This is a genomic window from Polaromonas sp. P4_F9 (assembly GCF_056401235.1).
Genome location: NZ_JBFUJT010000008.1, coordinates 48,793 through 63,787, shown reverse-complemented (window position 1 = coordinate 63,787; position 14,995 = coordinate 48,793). Strand labels below are relative to the sequence as shown.

The following is a 14,995-nucleotide window of genomic DNA, read 5'->3' as shown; positions in this document are numbered from 1 at the left end:
TGCATTGAGACCATCGCAGGTGAATCTGACACTCCCAGATGAATGCCAGGCGCACATTCCAGCCAAAGACATTCACTCCGTCACCACCGGAACGCGCGGCGCCACCGCGCACATCAGCTCATACCCCACGGTTCCGGCGGCTTGTGCCACTTCGTCAATGGGCTGCACGGCGCCGCCCGAAGACCGGCCCCACAAGGTCACCTCCGCCCCCATCCCGGCGTCGGGTACCGGCGTCAGGTCGACCGTGATCATGTCCATGCTGACGCGCCCGACCATGCGGGTGCGCACGCCGTTCACCAGTACCGGCGTGCCCGTGCTGCAGTGGCGCGGGTAGCCGTCGGCATAACCGCAGGCGACCACGCCGATGCGCAGCGGGCCGTCGGCGGTGAAACTGGAGCCATAGCCCACCGTGTCGCCAGCCACCAGGTCTTGCACGCCGATGATGCGGGACGACAGCGACATGGTCGGCTGCAGCCCCCACTCGGCGGCGCTGTGCTCGGGGAAGTCGGGGGCACTGCCGTAGACGGCGATGCCAGGCCGCACCCAGTCGGAGCGGGCCGCCAGTTGATCGCCATGGCGCAACACGCCCGCGCTGTTGCTCAGCGAGCGCTCGCCAGGCAGGTCATGGGTGATGGCATCAAATGCCCGGAGCTGCGCCGCGATGCCTTTCGGGCCGTCGGCATCCGAAAAATGCGTCATCAGTGAAATCTCGTCCACCTGCGGCAGCGCATTGAGACGCGTCCACGCGGCGCGAAAGCGCTCGGGCCTGAAACCCAGGCGGTTCATGCCGGAATTCATTTTCAGGAACACGCGGTGTGGAATCTGGGTCTTGTGCGCGGCCAGCATGTCGATCTGCTCCTGGCAATGGATGACGTGCCACAAGCCCAGGCGGGAGCACAGCTCCAGGTCGCGCGCCTCGAAGCAGCCTTCCAGCAGCAGGATGGGGCCGCGCCAATCGAGCGCGCGCAGGCGCCGCGCCTCCGCCAGGTCGAGCAGGGCGAAACCGTCGGCGCTGCGCAGCGCGTCAAAGGCGTGCTCGATGCCGTGGCCGTAGGCATTGGCCTTGACGACCGCCCAGACCCGCGCGTCAGGCGCGGCGTCGCGCACGCGCGCCAGGTTGTGGGCGAGCGCCGGGCGGTGGATGGTGGCAAGAATGGGACGCGGCATGGCGCAAATTGGTAGAAGGTGAAATAGCGTGACTTAGTGGACAAAGGCGGCGCGGGCCGCCGCGGTTAATGTGCCTCTTCAAGGTCTTTCCGGATTCTGACACCAGCCCCCATGCTATAAACCGGAATCATTCGGAGACATTCACCCTTATCTTGCGGTATCAGCCGGGCTGATGCAATTCAGGCAGTGACCAACATAATTTAATGAAGCGCGGTTTTTACACCATCATGGCAGCCCAGTTTTTCAGCTCGCTGGCTGATAACGCGCTGTTTGTAGCCGCCGTGGAACTGCTGAAAACCAGCGGGGCGCCCAAGTGGCAGCCCGCGGCGCTGGTTCCCATGTTCGCGCTGTTTTACGTGGTGCTGGCGCCGTTTGTCGGGGCTTTCGCCGACGCGCGGCCCAAGGGCCAGGTGATGTTTGTGAGCAATGGCATCAAGGTGATTGGCTGCCTGATGATGCTGTTTGGCTCGCACCCCCTGCTGGCCTATGCGATCGTCGGGCTCGGCGCTGCCGCCTACTCGCCCGCCAAATACGGCATCCTGACCGAGTTGCTGCCGGCCTCGCAGCTGGTCAAGGCCAATGGCTGGATTGAAGGCCTGACCATCTCATCGATCATCCTGGGCGTGCTGCTCGGCGGGCAGCTGGTGGGCCATTCGGTGTCCCATCTGCTGCTGTCGTTTGACTTCCCCCTCATCAACACCGGCGTCGACACTCCCCCCGAAGCTGCCATTGCCGTGCTGATCCTGCTGTACAGCATTGCCGCCTGGTTCAACACGCGCATCCCCGACACCGGCGTCGAAATGCGCCCCATGCCGCGCAACAAGCTGGAGTTGCTGCCCGACTTCTGGAACTGCAACGCGGCGCTGTGGCGCGACAAGCTGGGCCAGATCTCGCTGGCCACCACCACCCTGTTCTGGGGCGTGTCGGGCAACCTGCGCTATATCGTCCTGGCCTGGAGTGCGGCCGCCCTGGGCTACAGCACCACGCAGGCCTCTTCGCTGGTGGGGGTGGTGGCCATCGGCACGGCCGTCGGTGCGATACTGGCCTCGATGCGCATGCGCCTGGACCAGGCCGCGACCGTGATGCCGCTGGGCATTGCCATGGGCGTGCTGGTCATCCTAATGAATTTCATTGGCAATGTCTGGGTCGCCGCGCCCTTCCTGATCCTGCTGGGCGGCCTGGGCGGTTTTCTGGTGGTGCCCATGAATGCGCTGCTGCAGCACCGCGGCCACAACCTCATGGGCGCGGGCCGCTCGATCGCCGTGCAGAATTTCAACGAACAGGCCTGCATCCTGAGCCTGGGCGCTTTCTACAGCCTGTCCACCGGCATGGGCCTGTCGGCCTTTGGCGCCATCACCGCCTTTGGCATGGTGGTGGCCGGCTTCATGTGGCTGATCCAGCGCTGGCACAAAAGCAATTGCATCAAATACAAGGAGCAGGTGGATCACCTGCTCAGCATCGCCCGCAGCGACAAATTCCACTGATGCCGGCCGACGCGAGCCTTGGTGAAAGGTACCCGCAGTGAACAACCGTGGGACCACGCGCGGCGAAGGACCGCCCCGAGCAAGCGGCGGCACCTCGGGGGCAGGGAGTTACACCCAGTGAACGACCGTGGGGCACCAGCGGCGAAGGGCCGCCCCGAGCCAGCTGACGGCCCCTCGGGGGCAGGGAGCTACACGCAGTGAGGGACCGTGGGGCTCTATTAGCCGCCGGCGCACTCGTCATCAACGCCTTTGTCTGGGGCGTCTCCTGGTGGCCATTTCGCGAGCTGCTGGCCTATGGCCTGCACCCGCTGTGGGCCACCACGCTGATCTATAGCGTGGCGACCCTGGGCGTGTTGGCGTGGCGCCCGCAGGCCTGGCGTGGCCTGCTGCAGTACCCCGCGCTGCTGCTCCTGCTCGCAGCGGCGGGCCTGACCAACGTCGGATTCAACTGGGCCGTGACGGTGGGCGACGTGGTCCGGGTGGTGCTGCTGTTTTATCTGATGCCGGCCTGGTCTGTGCTGATCGCCTGGGCCGTACTGGGTGAAAAACCGACGGCGGCATCGCTGTTCAGGCTGGCGCTGGCGCTCACGGGTGTGGTGATTGTGCTGAAGTCGCCCGGCACGCCGTGGCCCGTGCCGCAAAGCGCGGCCGACTGGCTCAGCTTGATGGGCGGGCTCTGCTTTGCCGTCACCAATGTGCTGCTGCGCAGGCTCGGCTCAACGCCGAGCGAGTCGCGCATGCTGGCGATGTTTGGCGGGGGTGCGCTGATGGCCTGCGCAACCGCGCTGGCCGGCATGGCCTGGCAGATTGTTCCTGCTCCGGCTTTTGGGGCCGGTGGGCTGGGCGTGGCAGTAGGCCTGTGCATCGCCTTTCTCGCCAGCAACACGGCGCTTCAGTACGGCGCGGCGCGGCTGGCGGCCAGCACCACCGCCATCGTGATGCTGACGGAGATTTTGTTCGCCAGCGTGTCCGCCGCGATGATGGGCGTGGCCGACTTCAGCCCACGCACGCTGCTCGGTGGTGGCCTGATTGTGCTGGCCGCCCTGCTGGCCGCGCTGGCGCCCGCGCCGCAAACTGGCGCAAAATGACAGTGAGCCAAGCCGGCTCCGACAAGGAGCAAACCCATGAGCACCGTTTACGATTTTGAAGCCCGCCAGATCAATGGCCAAAGCGTTCCCCTGTCCGAATTCACGGGCAAGGTCATGTTGATTGTGAACACCGCCAGCCAGTGCGGCTTCACGCCGCAATTTGGCGGACTGGAAGAACTGCACAAGAACTACGCCGGCCAGGGCCTGGCGGTGTTGGGCTTTCCGTGCAACCAGTTTGGCTCGCAGGACCCGGGCAGCGACAGCGAAATCTCCGAGTTCTGCCAGGTCAATTACGGCGTGAGTTTCCCGATGATGTCCAAGATCGACGTCAACGGCCCCGCCGCGCACCCGCTGTACAAGTGGCTGTCGTCCGAAGCCCCGGGCCTGCTGGGCAGCAAGTCCATCAAATGGAACTTCACCAAGTTCCTGGTCGGCAAGGACGGACAGGTCATCCGGCGTTATGCGCCAACCGACAAACCGGCCGATCTGGCCAAGGATATCGAGGCCGCGCTCGCGGCCTGAGGCGGCCTGGCTCGCGGTTCAGGCCGGCCTGGTGTTGGCCTTCACCGACCGCAGGTAGTCAGCCAGCGTGCGGCCGGCCTCATGGCCCACGCGCTCGTCCAGCACTTCGACCGCAGCCATGCGGTCCACGCGGAAGCTGCGAAAGTCTTGCCGGGCTTCGCACCAGGCGCCCAGCGTCCAGACACTGCCCCAGTAAAAACAGCCCAGCGGCCAAAGCACGCGGCGGCTTTCGCGCCCGCCCGCATCCAGGTAGCGCACCTTGACCTTGCGGCGCGCATGCACCGCTTCGCGCAGCAGCTGCAGGCTGCGCTGCGTGGCCGCGTCGGGCTCTATCACCACGGCGTACAGCGGCACGCCCTCGGCCGCCGCGCGCGCGGCAGGCGGCAGCACCGAGACAATCTTGCTCCAGGCCGCCTCCGCATCGCCCGCCATGGCCGGGTCCAGCCAGGCCTGGGCCAAGCGCACCGAAGCGGCCAGCGCATTGGCTTCCTTTTGCGTGAACATCAGCGGCGGCAGGTCAAAGCCCGCGCCCAGCCGGTAGCCCACGCCCGCCTCGCCCTCGATAGGCACGCCCTGGTGCTGCAGGTCGGCCACGTCGCGGTAAATCGTGCGCTCCGACACCTCGAGCCGCTTCGCCAGGAATTCCGCCGTGCTCAAACGCCGGCCGCGGATCAGCTGCACAAGGTGAAAGAGGCGGTCGGCGCGGCGCATGGTGTGTGAATGATAGGGGAGCACCGGGTGGCCCTCAGGCGCAATGTCTCGCCGCCCGGCGCAGTGGTCCCTCTGAACGCCGGGCCTGGCTTTGGCCTGCGCCGGCTTGCAGGCCCAGCGCCGCCAGATCCACCTGCATGGCCCGCGCGATCAGCCGCATATCGTGGTCGCTGACTTCGAACAGGCCGAACCGGAACTTGTAGCCCCAGCGCTGGCGGTTTTCCACAAACTCGAACTCGTCGAGCAAGGGCAGTATGGACGCCTCCCGCGCGGCCACATAGGCCACGTCGCGGCGGAACGGCACAAAACCGCCGCCCATGTCGAAGGCATAGGGCTCGCCGGCTTGCACCACGCCGATGGAGACAAAGCGCTGGAATTTGTCTTTCCCACCCATGACCAGCGTGGGTGAGTAATAAGCCACGCGATCACCCGCTGATGCACGCTCGAGCGGCGCACACTTGCCGTGGCACACCTGCATGTAGCCGGTGTCCGGCGTCGCGCACCCACGCCGCGCATGCTCGGCGCTGGCGACCGCTATCCAGTTCTTGCGGCTCATGCCAATGCGTGCAGGCCGACGCGGTTGCCGTCCAGGTCGGTGATGTGGGCGAAAAAACCCATGCCGGGCGGCAGTGCCTGGCGCGGCAAGACGACCTTGCCACCGGCCTTGACGGCGCGCGCCAGGGCGGCATCAAGCGAAGGCGAGGCGTCCAGGTAGACCAGCGTACCGCCGGATGCCAGCGCCGGCGCGGTAGGGCCGGCCATCAAGGCGCCGCCCACGCCCGCCCCTTCATAAGGAAACACCGCACCCTCGGACGGGCCCATGGCCTCGCGGCGCATCTTGCAATTGAGAACGGTTTCGTAAAAAGCCTGGGCTTTGTCCAGTTGGGTGCTGGGGATTTCAAACCAGCTGATGGCGTTTTTCATGGGAGGCTCCTGTTGTGTGGAAGAAGCCTTGATGATGCGCACCTGCTACTGACAACGTGGTGTCAGTAGGGATGTTGGCCCCCACGCTTCCCGCTTCGCGTGGTGCGCTGCCCCCCGAGGGGGCGCTGCGCCTGCGGCCTGGCGGAGCCAGTTCCGCGGCCCTGGCTGGTCCGGTGTTCCACTCAACTCAGGGCGTCAACGCAGCGTCCAGCACTTCGATCCAGTGCCGCACAGGCGTGGCCGTGCCGCTTTGCAGGTGCGTGATGCAGCCGATATTGGCCGAGATGATCACCTCGGGCGCGGCCTCCTGCAGGTGGCCCAGCTTGCGGTCGCGCAGCTGGTAGGCGATGTCGGGCTGCAGCACGGAGTACGTCCCCGCCGAGCCGCAGCACAGGTGTGATTCGGCAGCGGCCAGCGTCACCTCGAAACCCAGCGCGCCCATGAGCGTCTCCACCCCGCCGCGCAATTGCTGGCCGTGCTGCAAGGTGCAGGGCGGATGGAACACCATGGCGCCGGCTTGGGCCCTGACCTTGCCCTGCAGCTCGCCGACCAGTTCGGGCAGCAGCTCGCTGAGGTCGCGCGTGAGTTCACTGATGCGCGCCGCCTTGGCCGCGTAGGCCGGGTCGTCCTTGAGGATGTGGCCGTATTCCTTGACAGTGACGCCGCAGCCCGAGGCGTTCATGACGATGGCATCCACGCCGCTGTCGCCGCCGCCCTCGCCTGCCGCCAGGTGCGGCCACCAGGCGTCGATGTTGCGGCGCATCTCGGCTTTGCCGCCCTCCTGGTCATTGAGGTGAAACTTGACGGCACCGCAGCAACCGGCCTTCGCCGCCAGCACGGTTTCGATTCCCGCGGCATCAAGCACGCGGGCCGTGGCCGCATTGATGTTGGGCATCATGGCCGGCTGCACGCAGCCTTCGAGCATCAGCATTTTCCGGGCATGGTGGCGCGCCGGCCACACGCCGGCCGGCTGACGGGCAGGAACCTTGGCCTGAAGCGCGGCAGGCAGCAGGTCGCGCACGGTCTGGCCCAGTTTCATGGCGGGCGCAAACAGCGGCGAGGGCAAGCCTTCCTTGAGGGCCCAGCGCACGGCACGTTCGCCGGCCGGGCGCGGCACGCGCTCATCGACCAGCTTGCGGCCGATGTCCACCAGGTGGCCGTACTGCACGCCGCTCGGGCAGGTGGTCTCGCAGTTGCGGCAGGTCAGGCAACGGTCCAGGTGCATCTGGGTCTTGCGGGTCGGCGCCTCGCCTTCCAGAACCTGCTTGATCAGGTAGATGCGCCCGCGCGGGCCGTCCAGCTCGTCGCCCAGCAGCTGGTAGGTGGGGCAGGTGGCAGTGCAAAAGCCGCAGTGCACGCACTTGCGCAAAATCGCTTCGGCTTCAAGGCCTTCGGCGGTGGTTTTGAATTCGGGGGCGAGATGGGTTTGCATGGTGCTCAGGAAGACTGTTGGATGGCTTTGGCTTTGGCTTTGACCTTGCGCCGCAAGGTGCGGTGAAAGTCCGCGTACAGGGGCGGCAAGGACAAGGTGAGCAACAGCAGCGCCAGGGGCACCACCCGGATGAAGCCCACATACTTGAACCCGGATGCACCCACCACGCCGCCGGCAACAAACATGCCCAGCAGGGTGCCCACGGCACCCAGCACCAGCGTCATGTGGCCCAGAATCAGGTTGTCGGCCAGCATGGACAAAAACCCCGTCATGTGCGAGGTGTACATGCTGACAAGCAGGAAGCCGCCCGCATTGATGGCCCCGGCATTGAAGGCGAGCACGCCGCCGAGCAGGCGGTTGATGGAAGCCGTCCGGTGTTGCCCGGTCAGGTGGCGCAGACGTCGCATGCTTGGCCCTGCTTTTCCTTACCAGTCCGCAAACATGCGGCCCGGATTGAAAACACCGGCCGGGTCAAACTGTTTTTTGAGGTCGCGGTGGATGCGGTCCAGTGGGGCTTTGAGCGGCGAGAACACCGGGACGGTCTTGTCGGCGGAGCGAAACAGCGTGGCGTGGCCAGAAGTCGCCAGCGCGGCCTCGTGAATAGCCTGGGCGTCACCGGCCGGGCGTCCGCCCGACCGTTTCACCCAGCGCTGCGCGCCACCCCACTCCAGCAGCGTGGGGCCCAGGGGCAATGGCGCAACCGTGTCGGGCACGCTGACGCGCCACAGGGATTCGCCCTCCTGGAGTTCGAAAAAAGGCAGCGTCTGTTCGCGCAAGGCCGCCCACAGCTCGCGTGAAGATTCGTCCACCAGGTCGCCACCCATGGTTTTTTGCGCGGCGGCAACCGCCGCCTTGGCGCCGCGCAGGCGAACCCACAAACGGCCGTCGTGCCAGCAGGAGGCGTTGACCGGCAATGGCAGTCCGCCCCAGCGGTTGAGCTGGCGCAAGGATGCCGCTTCATCCATGTCAAACACCAGCGTGGCCTCCTGCGGCGCGACAGGCAGCACCTTGAGCGAGACCTCCAGCAGCACGCCCAGCGTTCCGAGCGAGCCGGCCATCAGGCGCGACACATCGTAGCCGGCCACATTCTTCATCACCTGGCCGCCAAAGGTCAGCCGCTCTGCCTTGCCGTTGAGCAGGACCACGCCCAGCATATAGTCACGCACCGCCCCCACGCTGCTGCGCGCCGGGCCGCTGAGACCGCTGGCGACCATGCCGCCGACCGTGGCTCGCGCACCGGAACCGCCGAAATGCGGCGGCTCAAACGGCAGACATTGGCCCTGGGCCGCCAGCAGGGCTTCCAGCTCGGCCAGCGGGGTGCCGGTTCGCACCGTGACCACCAGCTCGCTGGGCTCGTAGCTGACCACGCCGGCCAGAACGTTCATGTCGAGGACGTCGCCCTTCAGGGCCTGCCCATAAAAGTCCTTGGTGCCGCCGCCCCGGATGCGCAGGGGCGTACCTCTGGCGGAGGCGTCCCGCACCCGCGCGGCCAGGGCCGCCGTCACCTCGGTATCTGCAATATCTGAAGCCATGGGCCAATGGTAAGCGGCTCAGGCGGGCGGGGTTTTGATTTTTTTGAACGGGCCGTGTTCGATTTTTTCCTGCGGGCCGGCGCCACCCCCAGCCGCAGAACCCGCCCTTCAGTCCCTGAAGAAGTTCACCGGCAGGCCGGGCACATCGACCCGCATCGAGAACACGCAGCCCGAGTCCGGCCAGGTTTGCAACTCCTCGTCGGGGCGCTTGTAGCGTGCCGTCGTGAGGTAGAGCGTTCGCAGGTCGTGCCCGCCAAAGCACGGCATGGTGGGGCAGCGCGCCGGCACGGCCATGTCGGCCAGCAGTTCACCGGACGGCGACAGCTTGAGCAGCCGGCCGCCTTCGAACATGGCCACATGGTAGTTGCCCTCCACATCCACAGCGGCGCCGTCCGGCCGGCCTCCGTAGCCGGGCAGGCCGGGCTGCCAGCCCTCCGGTTTTCCCGGCCACTGCCGGAACACACGGCGCCGGCTCATGGCATTGCTTTGCCCCTCCCAGTCCCAGGCGTGAATGGTGTGGCTGGGCGTATCGGTCCAATAGACGGTGGCGGCGTCGGGCGACCAGGCCAGTCCGTTGGCAATGATGGCATCGCCGGCCTTGAGCTCCACCAGGGGCGCGCGGCCGTCGCGGCAATCCACTGAAAAAAGTTGCGCCTGTCTGGCGTCGCGGGGCTCGTACATGGTGCCGGCCCAGAAGCGGCCCAGGGGGTCGGCCTTGCCGTCGTTGAAGCGCGTGGTGGTGGTGTCATGCCCGGCCCGCACCAGTTGCTCCAGCGCGCCGCCCCACTGCCGGGCGCGGTAAATGCCGTCACGCAGCGCGATGACCAGCCCGCTGGCCTGGCCCCGCGTCTGTGCCGGTGCGATGCTGCCGGGCTCGGTCGGCATGGCCCAGCTTTCCACCGGGCCATTCGACGCCTCCCCCACCTTGCAGCGGTGAATCTGCCGGCCCGGAATGTCGACCCAATAAAGGCTTTGTTCATCCGGGTGCCAGAAAGGGGACTCGCCCAGCTCGCTGGGCTGGGCAACAAGGGTTTGCCAGGTCATGGTGTCCTTTTTTTGGTGAATTCGATCCGTCAATACAGGCCCCATGTCTCCGGCCCAAACAGGAAAGCCGTGAGCCTGGGCCCTCAATGCACTCAAGGCACGCAGGCGCCCGGCGGCGCGTCATCGCCGCCGCGCGCGTTCATGAGGGGCGTCAGCCTGGGTGCCAGCACTTTCAGCAATTGCACCGGCAGGCCGCTGGTGAAATCGTAGGCGGCGGCCTGGGCCCCCGGCACGTAGGCGATGATGGTGCCAAAAAAACGTTCATCGACGTTGAATACGAAAGTCGCCGAACGATTGACCACGCGCGACTTGATCAGCCGGCCACCGCTGCCGTAGACGTCAAAGCGTTGATCGCCGGTGCCGGTTTTTCCGCCCACCGGCATGATACTGCCGTCTGGCCGCACAAAAGCCTGCTTCACGCGTTGCGCGGTGCCGCTCTCGACCACCAGCCGCATCGCGCCGCGCACCGCCCGGGCGACTTCCGGTGCCAGCACCCGCTCCGCCTGGCCGGGTTTGTACTGCAGAACGGTTTCATAGGGCGTTGCGGCGGCGAAGTGCAGGGACTGGATGCGCATGGCCGGTTTGCGCAGGCCATCGTTGACGAGGATCCCCATCAACTCCGCCAGCGCGGCGGGACGGTCGGCCGACGCGCCGATGGCGGTCGCATAGGATGGCACGAGGGCGTCAAAAGGGTAACCCGTCAGCGCCCACTGGCGATGGATTTCCAGAAAGCCTTCTCCTTCGAGCAGGCCCAGGATCCGCTTGTCCTGCGCCTGCTTGCGATGGGCGGAAAAAAGCCATGAATACACCGCCTGCCGCTCGGCGCTGCTGGCCTGCATCACCTGCGACTGGCTTGCCCCCGAATGGTTGCGCAGGTAGCCGACCAGCCACAATTCCAGCGGATGCACACCCGCCACGTAGCCGCGGTCGGCCAGGGACATCTGTCCGGGCGCAAATTGTGCGTAGAGCTTGGCCAGCCGGGGCTCGGCCGGGTCGAAGCCGCCCGTCCGGTGGCGCTTCACAAACGCGGTGAACTGCTCCAGCGATGCGTCGGGTTCAATCGTGCGGAAGATGGCTGCCAGCCGTGACGCGGTCGGACGCACGCCCTGCAGCAGCACCTCCTCGGCCTCCTGCGCGGTCTTGCCGCGGTACTTGACCAGGAAGCGCCGCATGAAAACCTGCCCCTCCTTGTCGGCGAAACGCGCCAGGTAGTCGGCGCGGCGCGGGTCGTCGGCATCCTGCAGCAGCCTGGCCGAAGAACCGGGGGTCAGGAACATGTAGTGGTGCACGACGTCGCGCATCAGCCGGATGAACACCAGATTGACCGAGTTGCGCAGCCCATCGCGCACCGACATCACCTTGCCATTGTCTTCAGGCTTGAAATTGTCAAAGTGGTGCAATCCGCCACCGGTAAAAAATCCTTCCCCCGTGCTGGCCGAATAGCGTCGCTCCAGCGCGGCCTCCAGCATGGGGGCCAGGCGCTTGTCTTTCGCAGTGAGAAAATAGTCGGCCGCCCAGCGCGTCAGGACATCCTTCTTGTCAACCTCCAGTGCCAGCAGCGGTATGGCGTCCAGCCCGGCCAGGCGCTGATGCAGCTTGGCCATGATGTCGAGGTAGGTCACCAGCGTGCGCAGCTTGGCGGTGGAGCCGAGGTCGAGCTTGGTGCCTTCGTTGATATTGAGTGGCTGGTCGAAATTGTCCGTTTGCACCCGCAGGTAATTGACGTCGCTTCCGCGCTCATACAGCGTGAAGCTATACACCACCTTGGCCGGATCGCCGCGGTCCAGCAACTGCTTGCCACTGAGCCCGGCTGCTTTGGCGCTGGCCGGGTCGCGCAACTCCCGCAACGCACGGGTGACCGCCTTCTGCACCGGCGCATCCAGCGTGCTGGCGACGGTGAGATCGAGGCGATCCAGGTCGTACAGGCGGCTGCCGCCGAGCAGGCCGGCAAGGTGCGTACGGACCGTATTGGCCGCCTTCTGCTCGACAAAGGAAGCAACCGCGGCAGGCACCTTGTCGGCGCGCCGGTTCAGGCTCGCCCGAAGCGCCGCGTCGCGCAGCGCGAGTGGAATCACGCCGGCGCTGCCGAGCACGCGCAGATGGCTGTCGGTGAGCTGTTCCAGCTCGGTTTCGCTGGCGTCGAAGTAGTAGGAAGGACGGCGCTGCGCGATCAACAGGCTGAGCGCCTGCCTGTAAAGCCGCCCCGTCTCGCTGAGATCGCCGCCGTTCTCGTCCGCGTCCACGTCTTTCAGGAGGCGATTGACCTCGTTGAAATCACGCCCGTACCAGACCCACAAGCCGTCACCCAGGCCATGCACTTCACCAAAGCCGGCCTTGGCTGACAGCGGCATTGTGTTGATGTAGCTCAGCACGATCTGGCGCCGTGCTGCACGGGTGTCCTCGCCCTGCTGGTAGGCACGCAGGGAGGCCGACACCATCTGTTGCAGCTTTTCCCGGATCGATGAGGTGCGCCCCTCGGAAGAATGGCGATATTTTTCAATCTGCGTTGCCAGCGTGCTGCCGCCGGGTGAGCGGCCATTGCCGGTGATGCTGGTCCGGACGTTGTTCAGCACGGCATGGGCCAGCCGGTCCCATTCCACGGCCGGGTTGCGCTTCGGATGGTCTGGGTCCAGCAGCTCACGGTTCTCGATGAACAGCAGGCTCTGCACCAGAACGGGCGCAATATCGTCAAAACTTTTGTAGGCCCGTTCCGGATAGCGCTCCTGAAACAGACTGTCCTTGTGGCAATCGACGATGCTCAGGCCGCTCTGCGTCTTTTCAGGGTAGGGGGCAAAGTAACCGGCGTCCATGATGCGCACCATGCCCTCCGACGAGCGCGCCTGCTGCGTGATCTCGAAACCCCGCCCCGTCAGCTTGCCCAGAAATGCCGGCAACTCCGTGTAGCCGAGGCGGTCGTCATACGGTCCGCTGTGGGGGAAACGGATGGACGGACTGGGCCCCTCGCCGAGGGCATAGCTGGCCTTGCTGGCCAGGCTGGCAAAAAAGTGCGCCTGATAACGGGAGGTGCTCAGTTCCCGCTCCACCACCAGCCCCAGCACGACGAGCACCATCAGCAGGGAAAACGCCCATGCGGTCCCAAACCAACGAAAAAATGACAGCCATTTTTCCGGCACACGCGTCATCCTGAACCTCCGGTTATTGTTCCGTGCGGGCAAGACCGTGCAAGATATTGCTGAATCGATGAACAGGCCACCCGAATCAGCAATAAATGTACAAAATTGCAAGCGCCGGCGATACCCTCAGTTGCATCATCCCCGAGAAATGGGTTGTTGTATATCAATGGCAGCGAATGGCAGCGCACGAGACGCCCTGACCTGCGGCGTGAGCCCGGCGCCGGGGCACCGGCCATATCCCTTCAGCCGCCCCGCCTGTGCAAACCGCGCAGGCAAAAAAAACAGCCCACCGGCTTGGCACCGGCGGGCTGAACATCCAAAGGAGGCTCTCGTTGATCAAGGGACTGCCCTCAGGGCAGTCCCGGCATTCCTATTCCTCTATTCCTGTTAGCGGTTGTAGGCTGTTTCACCGTGTGCGGTGATGTCCAGACCTTCGCGCTCGTCTTCTTCGCTGACGCGCAGGCCGATCGTCAGGTCAACAATCTTGTAGGCGATGAAGGACACCACGCCAGACCAGACGATGGTGATCAGCACGGCCTTGGCCTGGATCCACAGTTGCGACACGACCGAGAAGTCGGCAGCGGTCACCACGGTGGCCGTCGTCCAGTCAGCCACAAAGCCGGGGCCGCCCAGGCTTGGGGAGTTGAACACGCCGGTGAGCAAGGCGCCCAGAATACCGCCGATACCGTGCACGCCGAACACGTCGAGCGAGTCGTCAGCACCCAGCAGTTTCTTCAGGCCGTTCACGCCCCAGAGGCAGGCAAAGCCAGCCGCCAGACCGATCACCAGGCCGCCACCGATACCCACATTGCCGGCTGCTGGCGTGATCGCCACCAGACCCGCAACCGCACCGGATGCAGCACCCAGCATGGACGCCTTGCCACGCATCAGCGATTCACCGACACACCATGCCAGCACAGCGGCGGCGGTGGCAGCGAGGGTATTGATGAATGCCAGGGCGGCAAAACCATTGGCTTCGAGCGCCGAGCCGGCATTGAAACCAAACCAGCCAACCCACAGCAGAGCGGATCCGACCATGGTCAGCGTGAGGCTGTGAGGCGCCATCGACTCCTTGCCGTAGCCGATACGCTTTCCGATCACATAGGCACCGACCAGGCCGGCGACAGCAGCGTTGATGTGCACGACGGTACCGCCGGCAAAGTCCAGCGCGCCCATTTGCCAGATATAACCGGCCTTGCCGTTCATCGCGTCAACCACTTCCTTGCCCGTGTAGGCATCAGGACCCATCCAGAACCACACCATGTGCGCAATCGGGGCGTAGCTGAAGGTGAACCAGATCGCCATGAACAGCAGCACGGCGGAGAACTTGATGCGTTCGGCAAAGGCGCCGACGATCAGGGTGCAGGTGATGCCCGCGAAAGTCGCCTGGAAGGCGGCAAACACGATTTCAGGAATCACGACGCCCTTGCTGAAGGTGGCAGCGTTGGCGAAAGTGCCGGCCGCGTTGTCCCAGATCCCTTTCATGAACAGCCGGTCAAAGCCGCCAAAGAAAGCGTTGCCCTCGGTGAATGCCAGGCTGTAGCCGTAAATGAACCACAGCACGACGATCATGGAGAAAGTCACCATGACCTGCATCAGGACCGATAGCATGTTCTTGCTGCGGACCAGTCCGCCGTAGAACAGGGCCAGACCCGGAACGGTCATCATGATCACCAGAAGGGTGGAGACCATCATCCAGGCCGTATCTCCCTTGTTGGGAACAGGAGCAGGTGCTGAGGCAGCTGCGGCAGCAGGCGCTGCGGCTGCCGCGGCGGGGGCTGCAGCGGCAGCGGGCGCCGCCGGAGCGGCTGCCTCGGCCGGCTTGGCTTCGGCGGCGGCCGACGCGGCAGGCGCTGCTGCCGGCGCCTGCGCCATCACGGCTGCGCCGATACCCAGCAAACTCAATCCCAATACAAGGGAAGCAAGAAGTTTTTTCATGTCAATGTTCTCTTTTTTC

Annotated in this window: 13 protein-coding genes; 3 read left to right on the top strand and 10 right to left on the bottom strand. The window is 65.3% G+C overall.

Features of this window, described 5'->3' with window-relative positions:
* Positions 1 to 72 precede the first annotated feature (72 nt).
* Complete coding sequence (alr, locus tag AC1DUB_RS09045) at positions 73 to 1,167, bottom strand: alanine racemase (protein ID WP_477729280.1); 1,095 nt, start codon at positions 1,165 to 1,167, stop codon at positions 73 to 75.
* Positions 1,168 to 1,370: 203 nt separating this feature from the next.
* Between alr and lplT the strand changes: the two genes are divergently transcribed.
* The 3 genes from lplT to AC1DUB_RS09030 all read left to right on the top strand — a co-directional run bounded on the left by lplT (position 1,371) and on the right by AC1DUB_RS09030 (position 4,261).
* Positions 1,371 to 2,651 carry a lysophospholipid transporter LplT gene (lplT, locus tag AC1DUB_RS09040; RefSeq protein WP_477729279.1) on the top strand — a complete coding sequence of 427 codons (1,281 nt, stop codon included), beginning with the start codon at positions 1,371 to 1,373 and terminating at the stop codon, positions 2,649 to 2,651.
* A gap of 197 nt (positions 2,652 to 2,848) precedes the next feature.
* Positions 2,849 to 3,739, top strand: coding sequence for a DMT family transporter (locus AC1DUB_RS09035; protein ID WP_477729278.1), 891 nt, complete (start codon positions 2,849 to 2,851; stop codon positions 3,737 to 3,739).
* Positions 3,740 to 3,775: 36 nt separating this feature from the next.
* Positions 3,776 to 4,261, top strand: a complete 486-nt coding sequence (locus AC1DUB_RS09030; RefSeq protein ID WP_477720227.1) for a glutathione peroxidase — start codon at positions 3,776 to 3,778, stop codon at positions 4,259 to 4,261.
* A gap of 18 nt (positions 4,262 to 4,279) precedes the next feature.
* Here the strand turns inward: AC1DUB_RS09030 and AC1DUB_RS09025 are convergent, their stop codons facing one another.
* From AC1DUB_RS09025 to AC1DUB_RS08985, 9 genes are all read right to left on the bottom strand, one after another.
* Positions 4,280 to 4,972 (bottom strand): helix-turn-helix transcriptional regulator, encoded by a 693-nt coding sequence (locus AC1DUB_RS09025; RefSeq protein WP_477720228.1) that lies wholly within the window; start codon positions 4,970 to 4,972, stop codon positions 4,280 to 4,282.
* Between the two features lie 34 nt (positions 4,973 to 5,006).
* Complete coding sequence (locus AC1DUB_RS09020; protein ID WP_477729277.1) at positions 5,007 to 5,528, bottom strand: EVE domain-containing protein; 522 nt, start codon at positions 5,526 to 5,528, stop codon at positions 5,007 to 5,009.
* Positions 5,525 to 5,896: a VOC family protein gene (locus AC1DUB_RS09015; protein ID WP_477729276.1), complete on the bottom strand. Its 372-nt coding sequence runs from the start codon at positions 5,894 to 5,896 to the stop codon at positions 5,525 to 5,527. The genes AC1DUB_RS09020 and AC1DUB_RS09015 overlap by 4 nt, the downstream gene beginning before the upstream one ends.
* Positions 5,897 to 6,083: 187 nt before the next feature.
* Entirely contained in the window at positions 6,084 to 7,328 is a 1,245-nt protein-coding gene (glcF, locus tag AC1DUB_RS09010; RefSeq protein ID WP_477729275.1) for a glycolate oxidase subunit GlcF, read from the bottom strand.
* Between the two features lie 5 nt (positions 7,329 to 7,333).
* Complete coding sequence (locus tag AC1DUB_RS09005) at positions 7,334 to 7,735, bottom strand: DUF1275 family protein (protein WP_477729274.1); 402 nt, start codon at positions 7,733 to 7,735, stop codon at positions 7,334 to 7,336.
* A gap of 18 nt (positions 7,736 to 7,753) precedes the next feature.
* Entirely contained in the window at positions 7,754 to 8,860 is a 1,107-nt protein-coding gene (gene glcE / locus AC1DUB_RS09000) for a glycolate oxidase subunit GlcE (protein ID WP_477729273.1), read from the bottom strand.
* Positions 8,861 to 8,968: 108 nt separating this feature from the next.
* Positions 8,969 to 9,904 (bottom strand): SMP-30/gluconolactonase/LRE family protein, encoded by a 936-nt coding sequence (locus AC1DUB_RS08995; RefSeq protein ID WP_477729272.1) that lies wholly within the window; start codon positions 9,902 to 9,904, stop codon positions 8,969 to 8,971.
* Positions 9,905 to 9,996: 92 nt separating this feature from the next.
* Complete coding sequence (locus AC1DUB_RS08990) at positions 9,997 to 13,047, bottom strand: biosynthetic peptidoglycan transglycosylase (RefSeq protein WP_477729271.1); 3,051 nt, start codon at positions 13,045 to 13,047, stop codon at positions 9,997 to 9,999.
* Between the two features lie 378 nt (positions 13,048 to 13,425).
* Positions 13,426 to 14,976, bottom strand: a complete 1,551-nt coding sequence (locus AC1DUB_RS08985) for an ammonium transporter (protein ID WP_477721675.1) — start codon at positions 14,974 to 14,976, stop codon at positions 13,426 to 13,428.
* Positions 14,977 to 14,995: the final 19 nt, after the last annotated feature.